Source organism: Micromonospora sp. NPDC000442, assembly GCF_042898635.1.
Classification (GTDB): domain Bacteria; phylum Actinomycetota; class Actinomycetes; order Mycobacteriales; family Micromonosporaceae; genus Micromonospora.
Genome location: NZ_JBIAYZ010000002.1, coordinates 65,098 through 89,810, shown reverse-complemented (window position 1 = coordinate 89,810; position 24,713 = coordinate 65,098). Strand labels below are relative to the sequence as shown.

22 protein-coding genes and 1 pseudogene are annotated in these 24,713 nt (G+C 72.2%); 20 read left to right on the top strand and 3 right to left on the bottom strand.

Translation table 11 applies throughout. The annotated features are described in order from the left end of the window. Nucleotides 1-109: 109 nt before the first annotated feature. The 9 genes and pseudogenes from ACFY2A_RS03120 (at nt 110) to ACFY2A_RS03080 (ending at nt 9,115) form a co-directional block, all read left to right on the top strand. Nucleotides 110-1,342: an O-antigen ligase family protein gene (locus ACFY2A_RS03120; protein ID WP_387168526.1), complete on the top strand. Its 1,233-nt coding sequence runs from the start codon at nt 110-112 to the stop codon at nt 1,340-1,342. After that, nucleotides 1,339-2,928: pseudogene (locus tag ACFY2A_RS03115) on the top strand (lipopolysaccharide biosynthesis protein); the annotation flags it as partial. The gene ACFY2A_RS03120 and the pseudogene ACFY2A_RS03115, both read left to right, overlap by 4 nt. A 136-nt stretch (nt 2,929-3,064) precedes the next feature. Further along, nucleotides 3,065-3,967, top strand: a complete 903-nt coding sequence (locus ACFY2A_RS03110; protein ID WP_387167725.1) for a sulfotransferase domain-containing protein — start codon at nt 3,065-3,067, stop codon at nt 3,965-3,967. Then, nucleotides 3,964-5,214, top strand: a complete 1,251-nt coding sequence (locus tag ACFY2A_RS03105) for a hypothetical protein (protein WP_387167722.1) — start codon at nt 3,964-3,966, stop codon at nt 5,212-5,214. The genes ACFY2A_RS03110 and ACFY2A_RS03105 overlap by 4 nt, the downstream gene beginning before the upstream one ends. Nucleotides 5,215-5,246: 32 nt before the next feature. Beyond that, on the top strand, nt 5,247-5,729 hold the full coding sequence (locus ACFY2A_RS03100) for a UDP-N-acetylglucosamine--LPS N-acetylglucosamine transferase (protein WP_387167719.1): 483 nt from the start codon (nt 5,247-5,249) through the stop codon (nt 5,727-5,729). Between the two features lie 77 nt (nt 5,730-5,806). Next, nucleotides 5,807-6,424, top strand: coding sequence for a glycosyltransferase (locus tag ACFY2A_RS03095; RefSeq protein ID WP_387168522.1), 618 nt, complete (start codon nt 5,807-5,809; stop codon nt 6,422-6,424). After that, nucleotides 6,421-7,341, top strand: a complete 921-nt coding sequence (locus tag ACFY2A_RS03090; protein WP_387167716.1) for a glycosyltransferase family 2 protein — start codon at nt 6,421-6,423, stop codon at nt 7,339-7,341. The genes ACFY2A_RS03095 and ACFY2A_RS03090 overlap by 4 nt, the downstream gene beginning before the upstream one ends. Before the next feature lie 83 nt (nt 7,342-7,424). Next, nucleotides 7,425-8,603, top strand: a complete 1,179-nt coding sequence (aroC, locus tag ACFY2A_RS03085; RefSeq protein ID WP_387167713.1) for a chorismate synthase — start codon at nt 7,425-7,427, stop codon at nt 8,601-8,603. Then, nucleotides 8,600-9,115, top strand: coding sequence for a shikimate kinase (locus tag ACFY2A_RS03080; RefSeq protein ID WP_363918738.1), 516 nt, complete (start codon nt 8,600-8,602; stop codon nt 9,113-9,115). Before aroC ends, ACFY2A_RS03080 begins: the two co-directional genes overlap by 4 nt. A gap of 48 nt (nt 9,116-9,163) precedes the next feature. On the opposite strand, the gene ACFY2A_RS03075 is transcribed toward ACFY2A_RS03080, so the two are convergent. After that, nucleotides 9,164-9,982: a cytochrome c oxidase assembly protein gene (locus ACFY2A_RS03075; protein ID WP_387167710.1), complete on the bottom strand. Its 819-nt coding sequence runs from the start codon at nt 9,980-9,982 to the stop codon at nt 9,164-9,166. Continuing rightward, on the bottom strand, nt 9,979-10,527 hold the full coding sequence (locus tag ACFY2A_RS03070; protein WP_387167707.1) for a DUF2243 domain-containing protein: 549 nt from the start codon (nt 10,525-10,527) through the stop codon (nt 9,979-9,981). Before ACFY2A_RS03070 ends, ACFY2A_RS03075 begins: the two co-directional genes overlap by 4 nt. Nucleotides 10,528-10,658: 131 nt before the next feature. Here ACFY2A_RS03070 and aroB point away from each other — a divergent pair, with 131 nt between their 5' ends. The 4 genes from aroB (at nt 10,659) to nusB (ending at nt 13,665) form a co-directional block, all read left to right on the top strand. Beyond that, nucleotides 10,659-11,735: a 3-dehydroquinate synthase gene (gene aroB / locus ACFY2A_RS03065; RefSeq protein WP_387167705.1), complete on the top strand. Its 1,077-nt coding sequence runs from the start codon at nt 10,659-10,661 to the stop codon at nt 11,733-11,735. Nucleotides 11,736-11,755: 20 nt separating this feature from the next. Beyond that, entirely contained in the window at nt 11,756-12,241 is a 486-nt protein-coding gene (aroQ, locus tag ACFY2A_RS03060) for a type II 3-dehydroquinate dehydratase (protein WP_387168519.1), read from the top strand. Nucleotides 12,242-12,673: 432 nt separating this feature from the next. Next, the gene (efp, locus tag ACFY2A_RS03055) at nt 12,674-13,231 is read left to right on the top strand and encodes an elongation factor P (protein ID WP_093404355.1); all 558 of its coding nucleotides are present in this window, start codon (nt 12,674-12,676) and stop codon (nt 13,229-13,231) included. A gap of 23 nt (nt 13,232-13,254) precedes the next feature. Then, the gene (gene nusB, locus ACFY2A_RS03050) at nt 13,255-13,665 is read left to right on the top strand and encodes a transcription antitermination factor NusB (protein ID WP_170863437.1); all 411 of its coding nucleotides are present in this window, start codon (nt 13,255-13,257) and stop codon (nt 13,663-13,665) included. A 96-nt stretch (nt 13,666-13,761) separates the two neighbouring features. Here the strand turns inward: nusB and ACFY2A_RS03045 are convergent, their stop codons facing one another. Then, on the bottom strand, nt 13,762-14,250 hold the full coding sequence (locus ACFY2A_RS03045) for a transcriptional regulator (RefSeq protein ID WP_007458348.1): 489 nt from the start codon (nt 14,248-14,250) through the stop codon (nt 13,762-13,764). 315 nt (nt 14,251-14,565) lie between these two features. Between ACFY2A_RS03045 and pyrR the strand changes: the two genes are divergently transcribed. From pyrR to ACFY2A_RS03010, 7 genes are all read left to right on the top strand, one after another. Further along, a complete protein-coding gene (pyrR, locus tag ACFY2A_RS03040; protein WP_387167700.1) occupies nt 14,566-15,150 on the top strand; it encodes a bifunctional pyr operon transcriptional regulator/uracil phosphoribosyltransferase PyrR in 585 nt (194 codons plus the stop codon). Nucleotides 15,151-15,208: 58 nt separating this feature from the next. Then, complete coding sequence (locus ACFY2A_RS03035) at nt 15,209-16,135, top strand: aspartate carbamoyltransferase catalytic subunit (RefSeq protein ID WP_363918728.1); 927 nt, start codon at nt 15,209-15,211, stop codon at nt 16,133-16,135. After that, a complete protein-coding gene (locus tag ACFY2A_RS03030; protein ID WP_387167696.1) occupies nt 16,132-17,463 on the top strand; it encodes a dihydroorotase in 1,332 nt (443 codons plus the stop codon). Before ACFY2A_RS03035 ends, ACFY2A_RS03030 begins: the two co-directional genes overlap by 4 nt. Before the next feature lie 55 nt (nt 17,464-17,518). Further along, nucleotides 17,519-18,682, top strand: a complete 1,164-nt coding sequence (gene carA, locus ACFY2A_RS03025) for a glutamine-hydrolyzing carbamoyl-phosphate synthase small subunit (RefSeq protein ID WP_387167693.1) — start codon at nt 17,519-17,521, stop codon at nt 18,680-18,682. Beyond that, complete coding sequence (gene carB / locus ACFY2A_RS03020) at nt 18,675-22,067, top strand: carbamoyl-phosphate synthase large subunit (protein ID WP_387167690.1); 3,393 nt, start codon at nt 18,675-18,677, stop codon at nt 22,065-22,067. Before carA ends, carB begins: the two co-directional genes overlap by 8 nt. A 145-nt stretch (nt 22,068-22,212) precedes the next feature. After that, complete coding sequence (locus tag ACFY2A_RS03015; RefSeq protein WP_387167686.1) at nt 22,213-23,238, top strand: quinone-dependent dihydroorotate dehydrogenase; 1,026 nt, start codon at nt 22,213-22,215, stop codon at nt 23,236-23,238. A gap of 106 nt (nt 23,239-23,344) precedes the next feature. After that, complete coding sequence (locus ACFY2A_RS03010; RefSeq protein ID WP_387167682.1) at nt 23,345-24,619, top strand: adenosylmethionine--8-amino-7-oxononanoate transaminase; 1,275 nt, start codon at nt 23,345-23,347, stop codon at nt 24,617-24,619. Nucleotides 24,620-24,713: the final 94 nt, after the last annotated feature.

The following is a 24,713-nucleotide window of genomic DNA, read 5'->3' as shown; positions in this document are numbered from 1 at the left end:
GCCGGTAACCCGCGCCCCGGCGACCACCGAGCCGCCCCTACCGGCCAGCGCCGCCACCCGACCCCCGCCCGCCGTGCCGCCCCGACTGCCGCTGTGGCCGTTGGCGGCGATGTTCGGGCTGGTCCCACTCTGGTGGGTGGCCGGCGCCTTCTACCTCGGCTGGCCGCTGCTGGGTGCCCTGCTGTTCACGCTGCTGGCCACCCGGGGCCGGGTGCCGCTGCCGTCTGCCACGGGGATCTGGCTGCTGTTCCTGGTCCTCGCGGTGGCCAGCGCGACCCGGCTGGCGTCGCCGACCTCGCTGCCGACCTTCGTGCTGCGGCTGGCGTTCTACCTCACCGCGCTTGTCGTCGCGGTCTACGTCTACACCGTCGCCCGGGAGCGCCCCGACCAGGCCGCCGTGCTGGTGCCGCTGTGCGCGTTCTGGTTCGGACTGGTCGCCCTGGGGTGGCTCGGCGTGCTGGTGCCGCGCCTGGAACTGACCACCCCGGTCGAGGCGCTGCTGCCGCCCGGCGTGTCCGGGGTGCCGTTCATCAGCGACATGGTCCACCTGACCACCGCGGAGTACAGCGCCCGGTCGCTCAACCCGATCTACCGGCCGGCGGCCCCGTACGCGTACACGAACAACTACGGCAGCGCGTACGCGATGACGTTGCCCTGCGTGGTCGCGTACACCATGCTGCGCCGGCACGGCCTGCTGCGCTGGGCGTTGCTGGCGTCGTTGCCGGTGTCACTGGTCCCGGCGTTCCTCACGCTCAACCGGGCGATGTTCCTCAGCCTCGGCGTCGGCCTGGCCGTGCTCGGGGTGCGGGCGGCGCTGCGCGGCAACACCCGGGTGGCCGCCTCCATCGGCGGGATGGTGGTGCTCGGCGGTATCGCCAGCCTGTTCATCCCGGTCGCCGACATGATCGGCAATCGGGTCGAATCCAGCGACACCAACACCGACCGGCTCTCGCTCTACGCCGAGGTGCTGCGCCGGGTGGGTGACTCGCCCTGGCTGGGCTACGGCGCACCGATGGAGGTGGACACCGTCTCCGCCGACGCGCCGATCGGCACCCAGGGGCAGTTGTGGATGGTGTTGTTCAGCCACGGCGTACCGGCCCTGCTGTGCTTCCTGGCCTGGTTCGTCGCCGCCGCGCTGATCTGCGCCCGGGCCACCTCGGCGGCCGGGCAGTGGCTCTCCGTCGTCCCGGTGATCTGCCTGGTGCAGGTGCCGTTCTACGGGATGGCCAACCAGAATCTCGCGGTGGCCTTCTTCGCGGTGGCCTTCGCGCTCGCGCTCTCCGAACGGGAACGCCGTACCCCGGGCGGGATGTCGCTGCGGACGGCGGTGATGCGGGCATGACGGCGACCACCAGCCCACCGACGGGAGAGGGCCCCGGGCGTACGCCGAGCACCCTCGCCCCCGCGGCGGCCGACGCGGCGGCGGTGGACGGCGCGGCCGAGACCCGGCGCAGCACCCGCAGCGGTGTGGCCGGGCTGCTCGGCGCGGCGACAAGCGGTCTGTTCGGCTTTGTGCTCGCGGTGGTCATCACCCGCGGTTACGGCACCACCGGAGCGGGCGCGTTCTTCGCCGCGATCGGCGTGGTGACCGTCGCCGCCGCGATCTGCACCCTCGGCGCGGAGACCGGCCTGATCTGGGCGCTGCCCCGCCGACGGGCCGGCGACGGTGCCCGGGTGCTGCCGGTCGCCCTGGCCCCACCGTTGCTGGTCGCCGTGCTGGTCGCGGTGGGTGGCGCGCTGGTCGCCGGGCCGCTCGCCGGCCGCCTGCTGGGGCCGGCGGGCGGGCCGCTGCTGGTAGTGACCTTCGCGGCGGTCCCCGTGGTGGTCGCGATGAACCTGCTGCTGGCCGTCGTGCGCTGCGTACGCCCGATGCGGTCCTACGTCTCGGTGCAGTTCCTGCTGCTGCCGATCGCCCGTCCGCTGCTGGTCGGCGCGGCGGTGCTCGCCGGTGGCGGACTGCTGGCGGGGATGACCGGGTGGCTGGTGCCCGCCGCCGTGGCGCTGCTGGTGTGCCTGATCCTGGTGGCCGGGCCGCTCGGAATCGGCGCGGGCGCCCGGCTGCGCCCGCAGTCCGGCGACTGGTCCACGTTCTGGCGGTTCGCGCTGCCCCGCGCCGCCTCGGCGGCGATCGACGCGGGCAGCATGTGGATCGGCGTGCTGCTCACCTCGGCCCTGGCCGGCCCGGCCGACGCCGGTGTCTTCGGTGCCGTCGGCCGCTACGTCCTCGCCGGTCAACTCGCCATGCAGGGGCTGCGGGTGGCCGTCGCCCCGCAACTGTCGCGGCTGCTCGGCCGGGGTGAGCGGGCCGCCGCCGCGGCGGTGCACCGGCAGCTGACCGGCTGGGGGCTGGTGCTCTCCTGGCCGGTGTACCTGCTGCTCGCCGTCTTCGCACCGGCGTTCCTGGCGCTGTTCGGCCCGGAGTTCACCACCGGCGCCGCCGCGATGACGGTGCTCGCCGTGGCGATGCTTGTCAACACCGGGGTCGGCAACGTGCAGAGCCTGCTGCTGATGGGCGGGCGCAGCGGCCTGCACCTGGCCGCGGCGCTGGCCGGGCTGCTGGTCACCGTCGGCGGTGGGCTGGCGCTGATTCCCGCCCACGGGGCGACCGGCGCGGCGACGGCCTGGGCCGCCGGCATCGTGACGGAGAACCTCTGCGCGGCCACCTTCGCCCGGCTGGTGGTGCGCCAACCCCTGGTGGACGCCCGGATGCTGGCCGCGGCGGCGGTCACCGTGGCGGGAGTCGGGCTGGCGGCGGTGGCCGGCCTGGCGGTGGCCGGCAGAGGCATCGCCGGACTGGCGCTCGCGGTGGGCACGCTCGCCACCGTCTGCGTCGGCTTGTTGACGTTGCCCCGGGTGCGACGCGGCATCCGGGTGACCATGGTGCAGATCCGTGGGGGGGGGGGGGGGGGGCCCCCCCCCCCCCCCCCGGGGGGGCGGCGGGGGGGGGGGGGGGGGGCCGCGCGGGCCCGGGGGGGCGGGGGGGGGGCCCCCCCGGCGGCCCCGTGGGGGGGGGGGGGGGGGGGGGCCCCCCCCCCACGGACGTCGAAGGGCAGGTGAGTTCGTCGTGTCGTCCATTCGCGACCGGGTGAAGCAGTTGGTGCCGACCCAGGTGACGAACCGGGTACGGGAAAGCCTCGTCGACTACGGGGTACGCACCAGCGACCGCCGGCCGTTGCCGGACTTCCTCATCATCGGCACCAAGCGAGGCGGCACCACCTCGCTGTGGAACTACCTGATCCAGCATCCGCTGGTACCCCGGCTCTTCCCCGCCTGGAACACGAAGTCCTCGCACTACTTCGAGGAGCACTGGAACCGCGGCGAGGCGTGGTACCGCTCGCACTTCCCGACCCTGCGGCAGCGGGAGACGCTGGAGAACCGCCACGGCGGTCCGGTCCGCGTCGGCGAGGCCGCCCCGCTGTACATGTTTCACCCGCTGGCCGCCGAGCGGGTGTCCGCGCTGATGCCTTCGGTGCGGCTGATCGTGCTGCTGCGCGACCCGGTGGAGCGGGCCTACTCGCACTGGAAGGAGCGGCGGACCAACGGCGTGGAGCCGCTCGACTTCGCCGCCGCGCTGGCCGCCGAGGCGGAGCGCACGGCAGGGGAGCGGGAACGGTTGATCGCCGAACCGAACTACTTCAGCGAGCCCTACGACTGGTATACCTACCGGGCGCGGGGCCGGTACCTGGAACACCTGCAACCGTGGCTGGAGCGCTTCGACCGCAGTCAGATCCTCTTCCTGCCCAGCGAGGAGTTGTACCGCGACGCGCGGGCGACCTACCGACGCACCCTGGACTTCCTCGGCCTGCCCCCGTTCGACCTGCCGAACTTCAAGGTCTACAACGACCGGCGGTCCGCGCCGCTGGAGCCGGCGCTGCGCGCCGAACTGACCGCGTACTACCGCCCGCACAACGAGGCGTTGCGGCAGCGGCTGGGGTTGCGGCTCGACTGGCCGGACCGGGTCGCGTGACCGCCTCGGCCACCACCACGGGCGACCCCCGGAGTCGGGACGACGGTCTGGGCTGGGTCACCCGGGCGGTCTTCTCCGACGCCCGGGTCGCGGTGACCGTGGACGCCGAGCCGCCGACCGGACACACCGTCGTGGCCCGGTACGCGGTGGTGCCGTCGGTGGCCCGGGCCCGTTTCCTGCTGCCGTTGGGCTGCCCCCAGGTCGCGGCGGCGGCGTTGCTGTCGTACAACGCCCTGCGTCCGGCGAAGCTGCGAGCGGCGCGGGCGGTGCTCGGCGTGGCGGCTCGGGCCGGTGCGGTGGACCGGGCCCCCTTTCCGGTGCTGACCGTGGCGCTGCCGGCCGGACTCGACCCGGCGGAGGTGCTGCTCGCCGCGCGGATCGGTGCCGAACTCGGCGCGCCGGTACACGCGGCCTGCGGGGTGCGCCCACCGGATCCGAACCACAAGCCGACGCTGCAACTGTTCGACGGTCAAGGCGAGCCGCGCGGGTACGCGAAGATCGGCTGGAACGACGCGACGCGCGCGCTTGTCACCGCCGAGGCCGCGGCGCTACGGGAGGTCGCCGGGCTGGCCGGGACGGCCGGACATCCCGGCACCACCCGCCTGCTCACCGAGTTCGCCTGGGCCGGGCAGGCGGTGGCGGTGGTCGAGCCGCTGCCGGCGCGGATCCGTGGGGTGTCCGTCGACACGCCGCCCGACCTGGCGGCGCTGCTCGCGGTGGCTCGGCGGGGCGGCCCACCGGCGTCGGCCCGGCCACTGGCCGGCTCACCGTTCCTGGACCGGCTGACCACACAGGCGCGGCGCGCCGCCGACACCGTCGGCGACCGTGCGTCGGCGGCGGTCGCCGACCTGGCCCGCCGGCACGGTGACGTCACCGTCGAGTTCGGCCACTGGCACGGCGACTGGGTGCCGTGGAACCTCGGCCGGCACGAGGGGGAACTCATCGCCTGGGACTGGGAGCACAGCGGGCCGGACGTACCCGTCGGCTTCGACCTGGCCCACGACGCGTTCCAGCGCGCGCTCGTGGTGCGGGGTGAACCGGCCGCCGAGGCGGCCCGGCAGGTCGACACCTGGCTGGTCCGGCACGGCGACGCGCTGGGGCTGGACCGGGCCCGGCAGCGGCTGGTGGCCGATGCCTACCTGGTGGAGATGTGGCTGCGGACCTGGCGGCTGGCGGACGCCGGTGCCGGCTGGAACCCGGCGCTGCATCCCGCCCTGCTGGACACCATTCAGAACCGACACAGCTGACTGACACGTCAAGCGGACTTGTGGGGAGTCGCGTGGACAACACAAACAATGGAGCGGACCAGCAGCCGGTGCTGCTGCTGGTCGGGTCGAGCGGAGGGCACCTGGCGCAGTTGCTCGCCCTGCGGCCCTGGTACGAGACCTGGCGACGATGCTGGGTCACCTTCGACACGCCGGAGGCGCTGTCGCTGCTGGCCGGGGAGGACGTCGTTCCGGCGTACCATCCCACCACCCGTCACCTGGGCAACCTGCTGCGCAACACGTGGCTGGCCGTCCGGGTGCTGCGTCGGCGGCGGGTCGCCGCGGTGGTCACCACCGGCGCGGGCGTGGCGGTGCCGTTCGTCGTGTTCGCCCGGCTGCGCCGCATCCCGACCGTCTACATCGAGGTCTACGACCGGATCGACACACCGACGCTTACCGCCCGGCTGTGCCGCCCGTTCCTGTCGGCGATGCTCGTGCAGTGGGAGGAGCAGCGCCGCCAGTACCCGGAGGCCACCGTCGTGGGGACGCTGCTGTGAGCGGCGACGCGCCCGGCGACGGGCAGCGGGCCACGCCGGTGCGGCCCCGCCCGGCCCCCGAGGAGCCGACGGTACGCGTGCCGGAGCCCCGCGAACCGCGCATCGACGGCAGGCCACAGGTGCTGGTTGCCGTCGGCACCGACAAGCATCCGTTCGACCGGCTGGTCGACTGGCTGCGCCAGTGGCAGGACGAGGTTGCCGGGGAGGTTCGGCTGACCGTGCAGCACGGCCACACCCGGGCCGACGACCTGCCCGAGGCGGTGCCGTTCCTTGGCCACGCCGATTTGCAGGCGGCGATGGCCCGGGCCGACCTGGTGGTCTGTCACGGTGGACCGGCCACCATCCTGGAGGCCCGCCGGCACGGGCATCTGCCGATCGTGGTGCCCCGCGACCCGGCCCGTGGCGAGCATGTCGACGACCATCAGTTGCTGTTCGCCCGCCGGCTCGGCGCGGCCGGCCTGGTGGCGCTCTGCGAGTCCCAGCAGGAGCTGCGGGACACGCTGGCCGCTGGTCTCGCCGACCACTCACGGTTCACCGTCGCGGTGGACGCCGGTGCGGCCGACGGGCGGCGTGCCGCGGTGCGGCGGGTGGGAGTGATCGTCGAGGACCTGGTGGCCGCCGCCGCACAGCGGCACCACCGACCCTGGTGGCGGCCGTGGCGCGGACCCGGCCCGAACGGAAGGCGGAAGCCGTGACCTCGTACCCGAGCGTGAGCGCCGTGGTGCCCACCCGCAACCGACCGGAGCTGCTGCGGGCCGCGGTACGGGCCATCGTCGCCCAGGACTACCCGGGGCCGGTCGAGGTGGTCGTCGTGTACGACCAGTCCGAACCGGACCCCACGCTGGCGGACCTGTCCGCCCCGGACCGGCCGGTGCGAATGATCACCAACGCACGCACGCCGGGCCTGGCCGGCGCCCGCAACACGGGTACCCTGGCCGCCACCGGTGAGCTGGTCGCCTTCTGCGACGACGACGACGAGTGGCTGCCCGGCAAGCTGCGCGCCCAGACCGAGGCGCTGGCCAGGGTGCCCGGTGCCGAGTTCGTCAGCTGCGGCATCCGGGTCAGCTACGACGGGCACACCGTTGAGCGGGTGCTGGACCGCGACTCGATCAGCCTGGCCGAGCTGCTGCGCGACCGGATGACCGAGTTGCACCCGTCGACCTTCGTGATCCGGGCGGCGGCGTTGCGGGACGGGTTCGGGCTCGTCGACGAGGAGATCCCGGGCAGCTACGCCGAGGACTACGAGTTCCTGCTCCGGGCCGCCCGCAGCGCACCGCTGGTCAACTTGCGCACCCCGTACGTGGAGGTGCGATGGCACAAGCGGTCGTACTTCGCCCAGCGGTGGGACACCATCTCCGAGGCGCTGCAGTGGCTGCTGGACCGCTATCCCGAGTTCGCCAGCCAACCGGCGGGGCAGGCCCGGGTCACCGGGCAGATCGCCTTCGCCCACGCCGCGTCGGGAGACTCCCGGGGCGCGGTGCGCTGGGCCCGGCGGACCATCCGGCGCAACCCGCGGGAACCCCGCGCCTACCTGGCCCTGGCGGTCGCCGGGCGGGTGGTCCGCGCCGACACGGTGCTGCGTACCCTGCACCGGCGCGGCCGAGGCATCTGATCCGCCCGCCCCGCCGCGTCCGCAGGGCGGGACGCGGCGGGCGGCGCGGGGTGGCGGACACCGGGCGTGACAGACTCATGGCTGTGTTGCGCTGGTTGACCGCAGGGGAATCACACGGACCCGCTCTCGTCGCGTTGCTGGAGGGGGTGCCGGCCGGTGTCGAGGTGACCTCCACCGACATCGCCGGAGACCTGGCCCGCCGCCGGCTCGGCTACGGCCGGGGGGCCCGGATGGCCTTCGAGCAGGACGAGATCGAGATCATCGGCGGTCTGCGGCACGGCGTGACCCTGGGCAGCCCGGTCGCCATCCGGGTCGGCAACTCCGAGTGGCCCAAGTGGCGCACCGTGATGGCCGCCGACCCGGTCGACCCCGACGAGCTGGCCCGGCAGGCCCGCAACGCGCCGCTGACGCGGCCCCGGCCCGGCCACGCCGACCTGGCCGGCATGCAGAAGTACGGCCACACCGACGCCCGGCCGATCCTGGAGCGGGCCAGCGCGCGGGAGACCGCCGCCCGGGTCGCCGTCGGTACGGTGGCCAAGGCACTGGTGCAGCAGGCCCTCGGCATCGAGATCGTCTCGCACGTGGTGGAGTTGGGCCCGGTCGCCGTCAAACCGGGGCTGCGGCCCCGCCCGGAGGACGCCGAGCGCATCGACGCCGACCCGCTGCGCTGCCTCGACCCGGAGGCCAGCGCCCGGATGGTCGCCGAGGTCGACGCCGCGAAGAAGGCCGCCGACACCCTCGGCGGCGTGGTCGAGGTGCTGGCGTACGGCGTGCCGCCCGGTCTGGGCAGCCACGTGCAGTGGGACCGCAAGCTCGACGCCCGGCTGGCCACGGCGCTGATGTCGATCCAGGCGATCAAGGGTGTGGAGATCGGCGACGGCTGGCAGCAGGCCCGGTCCCGGGGCTCCGAGGCGCACGACGAGATCATGCCCACCCCCACCGGCGTACGGCGGGTCACCGACCGGGCCGGCGGCCTGGAGGGCGGCATCACCACAGGTGAGCCGCTGCGGGTGAAGGCGGCGATGAAGCCGATCTCCTCGTTGAACCGTGCGCTGGCCACGGTGGACGTCACCACCGGGGAGCCGGCCACTGCCATCAACCAGCGCTCCGACGTCTGCGCGGTGCCGGCCGCCGCCGTGGTCGCCGAGGCGATGGTGGCGCTGGTGCTGGCAGAGGCGGCGGTGGAGAAGTTCGGCGGTGACTCGGTCGCCGAGATGCGCCGCAACCTGGCCGGTTACCTCGACGCGCTGGTGATCCGGTGACCGGTCCGACCCGACCGGTCTGCGTGCTGGTCGGCGCGCCCGGCTCGGGCAAGACCACCGTCGGGCAGGGTCTGGCGGACGCGCTCGGCGTCGAGTTCCGGGACACCGACGCCGACATCGAGCGCCTGGCGGGCAAGCCGATCCCGGAGATCTTCGTCGACGAGGGGGAGGCGCACTTCCGTACCCTCGAACGGGCGGCGCTGGCCGCGGCGCTGGCCTCCTGCTCCGGGGTGCTCGCCCTCGGCGGGGGCGCGGTGCTGGCCGAGGAGAACCGGGCCGCGCTTGTCGGTCACCGGGTGGTGCACCTCTCCGTCGAGCTGCCGGACGCGGTCAAGCGGGTCGGTCTCGGCGTCGGCCGGCCGCTGCTGGCGATCAACCCCCGGGCCACCCTCAAACACCTGATGGACCAGCGCCGACCGCTGTACGCCGAGGTCGCCACCGCCACCGTGGTCACCGACGGGCGCACCCCTGAGGAGATCGTCGCGGAGATCGTCGCCCTGCTGAAGCCGTAGCGCCGGGTTCCCGAGCGACGCCGGGTGGCGGCGCGAGCCCGGCCCGGATCAGGAGCCGACGGTGACCGCGGTGCCGACCGTTCGGCGACGTCGCGGTCGGGGGCGCCAGGTGGCCAGCAGGGCGAGGGCGAGCAGGATCTCGGCGAGATCGCCGCCGTAGTACATCACCGTCGCGCCGACGCGCAGTTGCTCCGGGGTCGCCGGCACGTCGACCAGCAGACCCGCGTACATCAGCTGGGCGAGGCTGGCGTGCGCCACCACGGCCGCGCCGAGCACCACCAGCCGGACCGGTACCCGGGCCCGGTGCGGGTAGGGATCCGGGCCGGCGATCGACCAGGTGAACAGCAACCCGCTGAGCAGGAAGTGCAGGTTGACCAGACCGTGCAGTGCGGGGTCGGTGAGGGTGGCCCGGTACAGCGGGGTGAGGTAGAGCACCCACAGCCCGCCGGCGGTGAGCAGCAGTCCGATGACCGGGTGGGTCAACGGTCGCAACGCCGGAGAACCCAAGATCCGCAGGGCCGCCCGCCCGGTCCGCCGGTCGACGCAGCGCAGGGCCAGGATGCCGGGGGCGCCGAGCACCAGCCCCAGCGGCGCCAGCATGCCGAGCAGCAGATGCTGCCACATGTGCGCGGCGAAGCCGTCCGCCGGAATGAGCAGGGCGATGGCGAGCAGGGCGCACCCGACGGCGAAGGCCGTCGTACGCCAGTGACTCCAGCCGGCCCGGTCGGGGGCCCGTTGCCGCAGCGCGGCGGCCAGGTAGAGCCAGCCGGCCAGCAGCGGTACGAGCAGTGCCGGACCGACGGTGGTGGCGTGCTCGGTGCCGTGCGCCGCAGCCAGCGCCGGGCTCACCACCAGCGGCGGGCTCACCTCGGTCGGCCCCGGGTGGACGTCCGCCGTTCGTCGGCACCGGCGTCCACGGCGGTGGCGCGGCGCTGCACGAGCCAGCCGACGACGATCAGCACCACGCCCAACGCGAGGAAGCCGAGGTCCCACCAGAGTTGGTGCTCGCCGGCGCGGACGTGGTGGATGCCCAGGATGTGGTGGTCGACGATGCCTTCGATCAGGTTGAACAGACCCCATCCGATCAACGCCCAGCCCCACAGCATGGGCGAGCGCCACAGTCGGCCCCGGGAGCGGGTCACCCGTGAGTAGAGCATCGCGAGCCCGGTCAGCACGGCCACCCAGGTCACCACATGGAACAGGCCGTCCCAGACGGTGTTCATCTCCAGCCCCGCGACGGTGTCCACCGGGTACTCGCGTACCCCGATGTTGTCACTGCCGGTGCTGCTCAGCATGTGGTGCCACTGGAAGACCTGGTGCAGCAGGATGCCGTCGACGAAGCCGCCGAGGCCGAAGCCGAGGATGGTGGCGGGCAGCCGGATGTCGGCACCGTCGATCATCCGCCCGTTCATGTGGACTCCCTCTCGCATGTGGCTCCCGGCTGCCCGTGCCCGTTACGCGGAGCGTTAAACGTTGTTCCACCCCTCGGGCAGCCGGTGGCGGCGCGGGTCGGATCGGCGGTGGGTGGGCTAGGCTCCCGGCGATGGACGAGGTGACCCGGATCCCGGTCGGTGGCGAGCGGCCGTACGACGTGCTGGTCGGGCGCAACCTGCTCGATGCGCTGCCTGGCCTGCTGCCCGACGCCACTCGGGCCGCGGTGCTGCACGCGCCACCCCTGAAGGAGTCGGCCGACGCGGTCGGTGCCGCCCTGGCCGCGGCCGGTGTGACACCCCTGCCGATCGAGGTGCCCGACGCCGAGGCCGGCAAGCATGTCGATGTGGCGGCGCAGTGCTGGGACCGGCTCGGTGAGGCGGGCTTCACCCGTACCGACGCGGTGGTCGGCCTCGGCGGCGGTGCGGTCACCGACCTGGCCGGGTTCGTGGCGGCGTGCTGGCTGCGCGGGGTGCGCTGGGTACCGGTGGCCACCTCGTTGCTCGGCATGGTCGACGCGGCGGTCGGTGGCAAGACCGGGATCAACACCGCCGCCGGCAAGAACCTCGTCGGTGCCTTCCACCCGCCGGTCGGCGTACTGGCCGACCTCGCCTCGCTGGACAGCCTCCCGCCGGCGGACCTGGCCGCCGGTCTGGCCGAGGTGGTCAAGTGCGGGTTCATCGCCGATCCGGTCATCCTCGACCTGGTCGAGGCCGACCCGGCCGCCGCGACCGACCCCGCCGGGCCGGTCGTCCGAGAGTTGATCGAGCGGGCCATCCGGGTCAAGGCCGACGTGGTCGCCGGAGACCTGCGTGAGTCGGGCGTACGGGAGGTGCTCAACTACGGGCACACCCTGGCCCACGCGATCGAGAAGGTCGAGGGTTACCGCTGGCGGCACGGTCACGCGGTGTCCGTCGGCCTGGTGTACGCGGCCGAGCTGGCCCGCCTCGCCGGCCGGTTGGACGCGGCCACGGCGTCGCGGCACCGTGCGGTGCTGACGGCGCTCGACCTGCCGACTGCTTACGACGCCGACACCTGGCCCCGCCTGCTGGCCACCATGCGGGTCGACAAGAAGGCCCGGGGCAGCCGGCTGCGTTTCGTGGTGCTGGACGGGTTGGCCCGACCGGCGATCCTCGACGGCCCGGACGACGACCTGCTGCACACCGCCTACGCTGCGGTGTCCCGGTGAGCGCGAGGAGTGAGCCGGGTTTGCGAGCCCCGCAGTCGCGAGCGGAGGGCGGCTCGGCGTCACCCACCAGGGTGTATGTGCTCAACGGGCCGAATCTGGGCCGGCTGGGCACCCGCCAGGTCGACGTCTACGGCGTGACCAGCTACGCCGACCTGGTGAAACTCTGCGAGACGACCGCTCGTGACCTGGGCCTGGACGTCGACGTGCGGCAGACCGACGCCGAGCACGAGCTGCTCGGCTGGCTACATGCCGCCGCCGACGAGGGTGCCGCCGTGGTGCTCAACCCGGCGGCCTGGTCGCACTACTCGATCGCCGTACGGGACGCCTGCGCGATGCTGCGCGGACCGCTTGTGGAGGTGCACATCTCCAACATCCACGCGCGGGAGGAGTTCCGCCACCACTCGGTCGTCTCCGCAGTGGCGACCGGCGTGATCTGCGGCCTCGGCGTGGACGGCTACCGCCTGGCCCTGCACCACCTGGCCAACCGCCGCGACCAGCCTGCCTGAGCCAGCCCGCTTCGCGTCCGATCCGCCTCGCGTTCGACAACGCGCCATCCGCTGCCGTTACGTTCGGTGTCGCCTACCGTGCGTGAAGGGCCGCCCCCCCGCCCCCACACCTCTTTCCATCCTTTGCTCTGCTTCAATCCACGCACTAGCAGCAGACCAGGGCCTTCGTGATGAGGATGGGCGGCGATGCGCGGCGAATTCGCCACAGAAAGTGACTGATGCGTGGGTTGAAGCAGAGCAAAGGGAGCACATGAGGGTGGGGGACCGGGGCGCAGCGTTACTGACCGTGCCCGGCCCAGCAGGGCCCGGCGTGACAGGCACGCCCGCTCCGACGGCACCGAACCCGGGTGGGCGACCGACGGCGGTCGGCGGGTTGCGGAGCGGCTAGTAGACTTGCCAGGTCTGTCCGCCAAATGATGATCAAGGCAGGAAATGGCCACCACCAACGACCTGAAGAACGGCCTGGTACTCAACCTCGACGGAGAGCTCTGGTCCGTCGTCGAGTTCCAGCACGTCAAGCCCGGTAAGGGTGGTGCGTTTGTGCGTACCACGCTGAAGAACGTGCTCTCCGGCAAGGTGGTCGACAAGACCTTCAACGCGGGCACCAAGGTTGAGACCGCGACCGTCGACAAGCGCACGATGCAGTATCTCTACGCCGACGGCGAGGACTACGTCTTCATGGACATGGAGACGTTCGACCAGATCACGGTGATGGGCGGCACGGTCGGCGAGGCAGCCAACTACCTGCTGCCCGAGGCCGAGGCGATCGTGGCCACCCACGAGGGTGTGCCGCTCTACGTCGAGCTGCCGACCTCGGTCGTGTTGGAGGTCACCTACACCGAGCCGGGCCTGCAGGGCGACCGGTCCACCGGTGGCAACAAGCCGGCGACGGTGGAGACGGGCGCGACCGTTCAGGTGCCGCTCTTCGTCACCACCGGCGAGAAGATCAAGGTCGACACCCGCGACGGCCGTTACCTCGGCCGCGCCTGATGTCCGAGGGTCCGAAGCAGCAGATGCCGGCGCGCCGCAAGGCGCGCAAGCGGGCGTTGGACGTGCTCTTCGAGGCCGACCTGCGTGATCGTCCGCCGGTCGAGGTGCTGGCCGGCTATGTCGAGCGGATCGAGAAGCCGCGCCCCGACCACCTGGGGTACGCGGTCGGCCTGGTCGAGGGGGTGGCCGGGCACCTGGACCGGATCGACGAGCTGATCTCCAGCTACGCCGAGGGCTGGACGCTCGACCGGATGCCGGTGGTCGACCGCAACCTGGCCCGGATCGCGGTCTACGAGCTGTTGTATCTCGACGAGATCGACGACGCGGTGGCGATCAGCGAGGCGGTGGAACTGGCCCGGCAGATGTCGACCGACGACTCGCCCCGCTTCCTCAACGGCCTGCTCGGTCGGATCGCCGAGTACGCCACCCGTTGAGGTGGGCTGACGTCACCGATGAGCGTCGCGCACCAGCGACGAAAGCGACGAAAGGGCCCGTGCCGTCCGGCACGGGCCCTTTCGTGTGGTCGGACTTCAGGAGGCGAAGAACGCCCGCGGGTCGGCGACCAGTACGCCGTGCTCGGTGAGCCGCTCGATCAGGCCGGACGGCGAGGCGTCGTAGACGATCGCGAGGGCGCGCAGGTCGTCGGCGCGGATCGACAGCACCCGGCCGTTGTAGTCACCGCGCTGCTGCTGGATGGCGCGCGCGTACCGGGCCACGTAGGCGAGATCCTCGCTGGCCTCGTCGTAGAGGCGCTCCAGGTCCAGAACGATCTTGCTGGTGGGTTCGTGTCGTACCCCGCTGCCGTCGGGCAGCAACTCCGAGACCGGCACACGGTAGAACTCAGCCAGCTCGGCCAGACGGGACACCGTGACGGCCCGGTCGCCGCGCTCGTACGAGCCGACCACGACCGCCTTCCAACGCCCGTTCGACTTCTCCTCCACCCCCTGCAGGGACAGGCCCTGCTGCTGGCGGATGGAGCGCAGGCGGGCGCCCAGAGACTTGGCGTATTCAGAGGGCATTCGGACACTCCCAGTGCTGCTCGGGTTCTCCCAGCGATTCGCTACGGAGCGTGACGGTACGGGGATTCGTACACGTGGTCAAGTGGTCGCGATCTTCCCGTTGTGTACCCCGGGTGAGTTGTCCCGTTTCGCCTGGCTGACTGGCCAGTCAGCCAACGGCGGCGGGTGACGCCGTCGTAGCTGATGCCCGCGCGTTGAGGCGGCGACGACCACTGGTAACGTTGCCGAAGCCCCTGCGCCGGCCCTTCCCGGCCGGCCGGGAGGATCCGACGTCCTTTAACGACCCGTCCCGTGAGGCGGGGAAGGAGGTCCGCCGTGGCCTACCCATCGGCTGCTCCGTCGTCGCCGCCGCGACAACCCTCGGTGAAGGTGATTTTGACCAGCGCCGACCTGCAACGCGTCGTCGACCGCATCGCTCACCAGATCCTCGAGAAGACCCAGGGCGCCGCCGACACCGTGCTGCTCGGCATCCCCACCCGGGGTGCCCCCCTCGCCAGCCGCCTCGCCGCCCGGATCAGCGCCTTCGAGGGCATTTCCGTGCCGGTCGGCGTGCTCGACATCACTCTCTACCGCGACGACCTGCGCCGAAACGCCACCCGGGCGGTCGGCCCCACCCAACTGCCGGCCGGTGGCATCGACGGCAAGCGGGTGGTCCTCGTCGACGACGTTCTCTTCTCCGGTCGGACTGTCCGGGCCGCTCTCGATGCGCTCGGTGACCTGGGGCGGCCCGCTTCGGTGCAACTCGCCGTGCTTGTCGACCGGGGGCACCGGCAGCTACCGATCCGTGCCGACTATGTCGGCAAGAACATCCCGACCGCCCTGGCCGAGAGTGTCAAGGTGACGCTGGCCGAGACCGACGGCGCGGACGAGGTTCGGCTCTACGGCGAGGAGGCCCGGTGAGCGCGAGGAGCGCGGCGCAGCGGAGCGTCGCGGTCGCGAACGGAAGGCGGCGCTACTCATGATCAGGCACCTGCTCTCCGGCGCCGACCTTGACGCCGACACCGCCACCCAGATCCTGGACACCGCCGCCGAGATGGCCGCGGTGGCCGGGCGTGAGGTCAAGAAGCTGCCCGCGTTGCGGGGCCGGACCGTGGTGAATCTCTTCTACGAGGATTCGACCCGCACCCGGATCTCCTTCGAGGCGGCGGCCAAACGGCTAAGCGCCGACGTGATCAACTTCTCGGCGAAGGGCTCCAGCGTCGCCAAGGGCGAGAGCCTCAAGGACACCGCGCTGACCCTGCAGGCGATGGGGGCCGACGCGGTGGTGGTTCGTCACCCCGCCTCGGGTGCCCCGCACCGCCTCGCCGACTGGGTCGACGGTTCGGTGGTCAACGCCGGCGACGGCACCCACGAGCATCCCACCCAGGCACTGCTCGACGCGTACACGATGCGGTCCCGGCTGGGACGGCTGGCCGGCCTGTCGGTGGCGGTGGTCGGTGACGTGCTGCACTCCCGGGTGGCCCGCTCCAACGTGCTGCTGCTGTCCACCCTCGGCGCCAAGGTGACCCTGGTCGGGCCACCCACGCTCATCCCGGTCGACATCGCCGCCGCCCTCGCGCCGGGCACCGACGTCTGCTACGACCTCGACGCGGTGCTGCCCTCGTCCGACGTGGTGATGATGCTGCGGGTGCAGCGGGAGCGGATGAACGACTCCTACTTCCCCTCCGCCCGCGAGTACGCCCGCCGCTACGGCCTGGACGGTCCGCGCATGAGCCGACTGCCGGAGCACGCCATCGTCATGCATCCCGGTCCGATGAACCGGGGCATGGAGATCACGCCGGAGGTCGCGGACTCGCCCCGCTCCACCATCGTCGAACAGGTCGCCAACGGTGTCTCCGTCCGGATGGCCGTCCTCTACCTGCTGCTCGGGGGGAACAACCGGTGAACTCGTACCTGATCAGGAACGTCAGCGTCCTCGGCGCCGCACCGACCGACCTGCTGATCCGCGACGGCGTCGTCGCCGAGACCGGCACGAGCCTGTCCGAGCCGGACGCCACGGTGATCGACGCCGACGGGCTGGTCGCCCTGCCCGGCCTGGTCGATCTGCATACCCACCTGCGGGAGCCCGGCCGGGAGGACGCCGAGACGGTCGAGACCGGCTCCCGGGCGGCGGCGCTCGGCGGCTACACCGCGGTCTGCGCGATGGCGAACACCTCACCGGTGGCCGACACCGCCGGAGTGGTGGAGCAGGTGTGGCGGCTCGGCCGCGAGGCCGGGCTGGTCGACGTGCAGCCGATCGGTGCGGTCACCGTCGCTCTGGCCGGCGAGCGGCTGGCCGAACTCGGCGCGATGGCCGAGTCGGCGGCCCGGGTGCGGATCTTCTCCGACGACGGGCACTGTGTCGCCGACCCGCGGCTGATGCGCCGCGCGCTGGAGTACGTGAAGGCGTTCGACGGCATCATCGCCCAGCACGCCGAGGAACCCCGGCTCACCGAGGGCGCGCAGATGCACGAGGGTGAGGTCTCCACCCGGCTGGGCCTGACCGGCTGGCCGGCGGTCGCCGAGGAGGCGATCATCGCGCGGGACGTGCTGCTGGCCGAGCACGTCGGCAGCCGGCTGCACATCTGCCACGTCTCCACCGCCGGCAGCGTCGAGGTGCTGCGCCACGCCAAGGCCCGGGGGGTACGCGTCACCGCCGAGGTAACCCCGCACCACCTGCTGCTCACCGACGCACTCGTGAGCGGGAGGAGTGAGCTTGCGAGCCCCGAGCTCGCGAACAACTGGAGCCCAGGCGGAGCGTACGACCCCGTCTTCAAGGTCAACCCTCCGCTGCGTACCGCCACCGACATCGCCGCGCTGCGGGCCGCGCTGGTCGACGGAGTGATCGACATCATCGCCACGGACCACGCCCCGCACGCCGTGGAGGACAAGGAGTGCGAGTGGGCGTACGCCCGGCCGGGCATGCTCGGGCTGGAGACGGCGCTGTCCATCGCGCTCGACGTGCTGGGTCCGCAGTGGGACCTGATCGCCGAGCGGATGTCCCGTACGCCGGCCCGGATCGCCGGGCTGACCGAACACGGCCACGACCCGGCCCCCGGCGCGCCGGCCACCCTCACCCTGGTCGACCCGGCGGTCCGTCGGGTGATCGAGCCGGCGGAGCTGGCCAGCCGTAGCCGCAACACCCCGTACGCCCGGATGACGCTGCCGGGTCGCATCGTGGCGACCTTCCTGCGTGGCGAGGCGACGGTCCTGGACGGAAAGGTAGTCAAGTGATCCGAGCGAGCAGCGCAGCGCAGCGGAGCACCACAGTCCGGATCGGAGGCGCGGCATGAGTCGTAGGCGTCCGGCGATTCTCGTCCTGGAGGACGGGCGCACCTTCCACGGCGAGGCGTACGGCAGTGTCGGGGAGACCTTCGGCGAGGCGGTCTTCAACACCGGGATGACCGGTTACCAGGAGACGCTCACCGACCCGTCGTACCACCGTCAGGTGGTGGTGCAGACCGCTCCGCACATCGGCAACACCGGCATCAACGCCGAGGACGACGAGTCGCGCCGGATCTGGGTGGCCGGTTACGTGGTGCGTGACCCGGCCCGGGTGAGCTCCAGTTGGCGGGCCACCGGCGGGCTGGAGGACCGGCTGGCCACCGAGGGAGTGGTCGGCATCAGCGGCGTGGACACCCGGGCCCTGACCCGCCACCTGCGCGAACGTGGCGCGATGCGGGTGGGCGTCTCCAGTGTCGAGGACGACCCTCGGGCGCTGCTCGAACGGGTCCGCCAGTCGCCGCAGATGCTCGGCGCGGACCTCTCCGCCGAGGTGACCACCGCGACGCCGTACGTGGTCGACGCCGAGGGCGAGCACCGGTTCACGGTGGCCGCACTGGACCTGGGCATCAAGCGCAACGTGCCGCGCCGGCTCGCCGCGCGTGGCGTGACCACCCACGTGCTGCCGGCCCACTCGACCATCGAGGACCTGCTGGCCACCGGAGCCGACGCGGTCTTCTTCTCACCAGGGCCGGGTGACCCGGCGACCGCCGACGCGCCGGTCGCGCTGGCCCGCGAGGTGATGCGCCGCGAGGTGCCGCTGTTCGGCATCTGCTTCGGCAGCCAGATCCTCGGCCGGGCGCTCGGCTTCGGCACCTACAAGCTCGGCTACGGCCATCGGGGCATCAACCAGCCGGTGCTCGACCGGGTCACCGGCAAGGTCGAGGTGACCAGCCACAACCACGGCTTCGCGGTGGAGGTGCCCGGGGTTCGGCCGGGCGCGGTGGTCCCGGACCAGGTGATCGAGACCGAGTTCGGTGGCGTCCAGGTGTCGCACGTCTGCCTCAACGACAACGTGGTCGAGGGGCTGCGGGCGCGCGACGTGCCCGCCTTCACCGTTCAGTACCACCCGGAGGCGGCGGCCGGCCCGCACGACGCGGACTATCTCTTCGACCGCTTCGCCGAGCTGATCGACGGCCGGGCTCTCAGTGGGGGGCGTACCAATGCCTAAGCGGACCGATCTCAAGCACATCCTGGTGATCGGGTCGGGACCGATCGTCATCGGACAGGCCTGCGAGTTCGACTACTCGGGGACTCAGGCGTGCCGGGTGCTGCGCGCCGAGGGGATCCGGGTCAGCCTGGTCAACTCCAACCCGGCCACCATCATGACCGACCCGGAGTTCGCCGACGCCACCTACGTCGAGCCGATCACCCCGGAGTTCGTCGAACTGGTGATCGCCAAGGAGCGTCCGGACGCGGTGCTGCCCACGCTGGGTGGGCAGACCGCCCTGAACACCGCGGTGGCGTTGCACGAGGCCGGGGTGTTGGAGAAGTACGGCGTCGAGCTGATCGGCGCGAACATCGACGCGATCCGGCGCGGCGAGGACCGACAGCTGTTCAAGGAGATCGTGGCGAAGGCCGGCGTACGCCTTGGCGTGGCCGACCCGTCGGCGCTGGTGCCGCGTTCACGGGTCTGCCACTCGATGGACGAGGTCCGCGAGACGGTGACCGAGCTGGGCCTGCCGGTGGTGATCCGGCCGTCGTTCACCATGGGCGGTCTCGGTTCGGGCATGGCGCACACCGACGCCGACCTGGAACGCATCGCGGGTGCCGGGCTGGCCGCCAGTCCGGTGCACGAGGTGCTCATCGAGGAGAGCGTGCTCGGCTGGAAGGAGTACGAACTCGAACTCATGCGGGACCGCCACGACAACGTGGTGGTGGTCTGCTCGATCGAGAACGTCGACCCGATGGGGGTGCACACCGGTGACAGCGTGACCGTGGCGCCGGCCATGACGCTTACCGACCGGGAGTACCAGCACCTGCGGGATCTGGGCATCGCGGTGCTGCGTGAGGTCGGCGTGGACACCGGGGGCTGCAACATCCAGTTCGCGGTGAACCCGGCCGACGGCCGCATCGTGGTCATCGAGATGAACCCGCGGGTGTCCCGCTCGTCGGCGTTGGCGTCGAAGGCGACCGGCTTCCCGATCGCGAAGATCGCCGCGAAGCTGGCCATCGGCTACACCCTCGACGAGATCCCCAACGACATCACCCTCAAGACGCCGGCCGCGTTCGAGCCGACGCTTGACTACGTGGTGGTGAAGATCCCCCGGTTCGCGTTCGAGAAGTTCCCCGGCGCGGACCCGGAGCTGACCACCACGATGAAGTCGGTCGGCGAGGCGATGAGCCTCGGGCGTAACTTCACCGAGGCGCTGAACAAGGCGATGCGTTCGATGGAAACCAAGGCAGCCGGTTTCTGGAGCGTGCCGGACCCGCAGGGCGCGACGAAGGAGAACACCCTCGCCGCGCTGGGCATGCCGCACGACGGGCGGCTCTACACGGTGGAGCGGGCGTTGCGGCTCGGTGCCTCGATCGCCGAGGTCAGTGCCGCCTCCGGCGGCATCGACCCGTGGTTCCTGGACCAGATCGCCGCCCTGGTCGAGTTGCGTGCCGAGATCGTGGCGGCGCCGGTGCTGGACGCGGAGCTGCTGCGTCGGGCGAAGCGGGCCGGCCTGTCCGACCGGCAGCTGGCCGCGCTGCGTCCCGAACTGGCCGCCGAGGACGGGGTGCGTACGCTGCGGCACCGCCTCGGCATCCGGCCGGTCTACAAGACGGTGGACACCTGTGCCGCCGAGTTCGAGGCCACCACCCCGTACCACTACTCCTCCTACGACGAGGAGACCGAGGTGGCCGGCTCGGTGCGGCCTAAGGTGCTGATCCTGGGTTCCGGACCGAACCGGATCGGGCAGGGCATCGAGTTCGACTACTCCTGCGTGCACGCGGTGCAGGCGCTGCGCAGCGCGCCGTCCGGCCCGGCCGCTGCGACAGGTTCCGGCGCCGACGGCGCCGGCTACGAGACCGTCATGGTCAACTGCAACCCGGAGACGGTCTCCACCGACTACGACACTGCCGACCGGCTCTACTTCGAGCCGCTGACCTTCGAGGACGTGCTGGAGGTCTGGCACGCGGAGGACTCCTCCGGCCGGGCGGCCGGCGGGCCGGGCGTGGTCGGCGTGATCGTGCAGCTGGGTGGGCAGACCCCGCTCGGGCTGGCCCAGCGGCTCAAGGACGCCGGCGTGCCGGTGGTGGGTACCTCCCCCGAGTCGATCCACCTGGCCGAGGAGCGCGGCGCCTTCGGGTCGCTGTTGGCCCGGGCCGGCCTGCGCGCGCCGGCCCACGGCACCGCCGTCTCGTACGAGGATGCGAAGGAGATCGCCGACGAGATCGGCTACCCGGTGCTGGTCCGGCCGTCGTACGTGCTCGGCGGGCGCGGCATGGAGATCGTCTACGACGACTCGACGCTGCGCGACTACATCGGCCGGGCCACCGACATCTCGCCGGACCACCCGGTGCTGGTCGACCGGTTCCTCGACGACGCCATCGAGATCGACGTGGACGCGCTCTGCGACGCCGACGGCGAGGTCTATCTCGGCGGGATCATGGAGCACATCGAGGAGGCGGGCATCCACTCCGGTGACTCCTCCTGCGCCCTTCCTCCGATCACCCTGGCCAGTTCGCACGTGGCCCAGGTCCGCCGGTACACCGAGGCCATCGCGCGGGGCGTCGGCGTACGCGGACTGCTCAACGTGCAGTACGCGCTGAAGGACGACGCGCTGTACGTGCTGGAGGCCAACCCGCGCGCCTCGCGTACCGTGCCGTTCGTCTCGAAGGCCACGGCGGTGCCGCTGGCGAAGGCGGCGGCCCGGATCGCGCTCGGCGCGACCCTGGCCGAGTTGCGTGCCGAGGGCATGTTGCCGGCGACCGGGGACGGTGGTTCGCTGCCGCCGGACGCCCCGATCGCGGTGAAGGAGGCGGTGCTGCCGTTCAAGCGGTTCCGTACCCCGGCCGGCAAGGGCGTGGACTCGCTGCTCGGCCCGGAGATGAAGTCGACCGGTGAGGTGATGGGGATCGACACCGCCTTCGGGCACGCCTTCGCCAAGTCGCAGTCGGCGGCGTACGGGTCGCTGCCGACCGAGGGCAGGATCTTCGTCTCGGTGGCCAACCGCGACAAGCGCGGCATGATCTTCCCGATCAAGCGACTGGCCGATCTCGGCTTCGACATCGTCGCGACAAGCGGTACCGCCGAGGTGCTGCGCCGGCACGGCATCGCCTGCGAGCAGGTCCCGAAGCACTACGAGGCCGATTCCGAGGACGACGCGGTGTCGCTGATCCTCGGTGGCCACGTCGCCCTTGTGATCAACACGCCACAGGGTTCCGGTGCCAGTGCCCGCTCGGACGGTTACGAGATCCGCAGCGCGGCGGTCACGGCCGACATCCCCTGCGTCACCACCGTCCCCGGCGCGGCCGCCGCGGTCATGGGCATCGAGGCGAGGATCCGCGGCGACATGCAGGTACGCCCCCTCCAGGCACTCCACGCCACCCTCCGGCCCGCCCAGTGACCCCCATCCACCCCACCCCACCCGCCAGGCTCGCGTTGATCATGAGGTTGGCGGCAGTAGCGAAGATCGACATCGCCGCCAACCTCATGATCAACAAATTGGTGCGGGGGCTTGGGGCCGTGCCGCGTGGTCGGGGAGGGGCGGCGTGATCTTCGAGCGGACGGTTCGGCGGGGGTTGTTCCGGGTCGGGGGTGGGGACGCGGAGGCGGCGCACGAGTTCACCCTTCGGCGGCTGGCTGCGCTGTCCCGGACGCCGGTGGCGTTGGCGGCGTTGCGGGCCCGGTACGCGGTGGCGGCGCCGCGCACGGTGTTCGGGGTGCGCTTTCCCAACCCGGTCGGGCTCGCCGCAGGCATGGACAAGGACGGGGTGGCGCTGCCGGCGTGGCCGGCACTGGGCTTCGGTTTCGTCGAGGTCGGCACGGTGACGGCGCGTCCGCAGCCGGGCAATCCCCGGCCTCGGCTGTTCCGGCTGGTCGACAGCGAGGCCGTGATCAACAGAATGGGCTTCAACAACTCGGGGGCGCAGGCGCTGGCGGACCGGCTGGCGGCGCTGCCGCGACCGCTCGGCGTACCGCTGGGAATCTCGTTGGGCAAGTCGAAGGTGACGGCCCTGGAGGACGCGGTGGAGGACTACCGCGAGTCGTACCGCGCGTTGCGTGACCACGGTGACTACTTCGCGGTCAACGTCTCCTCACCGAACACCCCCGGGCTGCGCGCGTTGCAGGACCGGGGGCACCTGGACGCGCTGCTGGCGGCGTTGGCGGGGGAGAAGCCGGTATTGGTGAAGATCGCACCGGACCTCACCGAGCCGGCCATCGCCGAGTTGCTGGAGGTGTGCCTGGCCCGTGGTGCCGCCGGAGTGATCGCCACGAACACGACCCTCGGCCGGGACGGGTTGGCCCCGGCCGACCGGGGACGCTCCGGCGAGGCCGGTGGGCTGTCCGGCCGTCCCCTGGCCGACCGGGCACGGCAGGTGGTCGCCTTCGTCCACGCCGAGACGGGTGGGCGACTGCCGGTCATCGGCGTCGGCGGCATCGTCGATCCCGATGACGCGGCCCGGATGTTCGACGCCGGTGCCAGCCTGGTGCAGCTCTACACCGGGTTCATCTACCGTGGCCCGGCGCTGCCCCGCGCCGTCGCCCGTGCGACCCGCGCCGCATCGCCCCGATGACACCCACCCCCCTCGCCCGCGATCTTGCGATTTCCGTCGGGGCGGATGGGGTGTATGGGACACAACGGCGACCGAAAGTGCAAGATCGCGGGGAGGTGGGGGAGGGGTGACCCCGGAGGAGGTTCTCGCGGCCGACGCGGCGCATGTGTGGCATCCGTACGCCGCGCTGCCGCCGGCGGTGGCGCCTTATCTGGTGGAGAGTGCGGCGGGGGTGCGGCTGCGGCTGGCCGACGGCCGTGAGCTGGTCGACGGGATGTCCTCCTGGTGGGCGGCGATCCACGGCTACCGGCATCCGGTGCTGGACGCGGCGGTCGTCGACCAGCTGGGCCGGATGAGTCACGTCATGTTCGGCGGGCTGACCCACGCGCCGGCCGTGGAGCTGGCCCGCACCCTGGTCGAGGTGACGCCCGACGGGCTGGAGCACGTGTTCCTGGCCGACTCGGGTTCGGTAAGTGTCGAGGTCGCGGTGAAGATGTGCCTGCAGTACCAGCGGGCCACCGGCCGACCGCAGCGGCACCGGCTGGGCACCTGGCGGGGCGGGTACCACGGCGACACGTTCCATCCGATGAGCGTCTGCGACCCCGAGGGCGGCATGCACCACCTCTGGGGGGACGTGCTGCCGCGACAGGTCTTCGCCCCGATGCCGCCCGGTGGCTTCGACAGCCCGCCTGATCCGGCGTACGAGGCGGCGCTGACCGATTCCGTGGAGCGGCACGCCCACGAGCTGGCCGCAGTGATCGTGGAGCCGGTGGTGCAGGGCGCGGGCGGGATGCGTTTCCACCATCCGCACTATCTGCGGGTACTGCGTGAGGTGACCCGCGCGCACGGGGTGCTGCTGATCTTCGACGAGATCGCGACCGGCTTCGGCCGTACCGGGACGATGTTCGCCGCCGAGCACGCCGGGGTCACCCCGGACGTGCTCTGCGTCGGCAAGGCGCTCACCGGCGGCTACCTCACCCTGGCCGCGGCCCTGTGCACAGCGGAGGTCGCGCGGGGCATCCGGGCCGGCGGTGTCCTCGCGCACGGCCCGACGTTCATGGGCAACCCGCTCGCCTGCGCGGTCGCTAACGCGTCGCTGGGCCTGCTGCGGGCCGGGGACTGGGCCGGGCAGGTGGCGCGGCTCCAGCGGGGGCTGCAGTCCGGGCTGGAGCCGCTGCGCGGCGCGCCGGGTGTGGCGGACGTGCGGGTGCTCGGCGGAATCGGCGTGGTCCAGCTGGACCACGAGGTGGATCTCGGCGCGGCCACGGCCGCCGCCGTGGCGCAGGGGGTGTGGCTGCGCCCGTTCCGGGATCTGGTCTACACGATGCCGCCGTACGTCACCACGGACGCCGAACTGGCGGTGGTGATGACGGGTATCGCGGCAGCGGTCGCGGCGGGCTGAGTAGGCAGGCCTCGACGCTCGCCTCGATTTGAGTAGGCGTGCTCGGCAGGCGTCGCGAATTGGAGTAGCCCGGCGGCGTCTCCGCCCGAGCCTG

Bases quoted from the DNA above. Each gene is read 5' to 3' on its own strand.
- ACFY2A_RS03120 (WP_387168526.1), top strand. From the start codon at position 110: ATGTTCGGGCTGGTCCCACTCTGGTGGGTGGCCGGCGCCTTCTACCTC.
- ACFY2A_RS03070 (WP_387167707.1), bottom strand. From the start codon at position 10,527: ATGAACGGGCGGATGATCGACGGTGCCGACATCCGGCTGCCCGCCACC.
- aroB (WP_387167705.1), top strand. From the start codon at position 10,659: ATGGACGAGGTGACCCGGATCCCGGTCGGTGGCGAGCGGCCGTACGAC.
- efp (WP_093404355.1), top strand. From the start codon at position 12,674: ATGGCCACCACCAACGACCTGAAGAACGGCCTGGTACTCAACCTCGAC.
- nusB (WP_170863437.1), top strand. From the start codon at position 13,255: ATGCCGGCGCGCCGCAAGGCGCGCAAGCGGGCGTTGGACGTGCTCTTC.
- ACFY2A_RS03045 (WP_007458348.1), bottom strand. From the start codon at position 14,250: ATGCCCTCTGAATACGCCAAGTCTCTGGGCGCCCGCCTGCGCTCCATC.
- ACFY2A_RS03035 (WP_363918728.1), top strand. From the start codon at position 15,209: ATGATCAGGCACCTGCTCTCCGGCGCCGACCTTGACGCCGACACCGCC.
- carA (WP_387167693.1), top strand. From the start codon at position 17,519: ATGAGTCGTAGGCGTCCGGCGATTCTCGTCCTGGAGGACGGGCGCACC.
- carB (WP_387167690.1), top strand. From the start codon at position 18,675: ATGCCTAAGCGGACCGATCTCAAGCACATCCTGGTGATCGGGTCGGGA.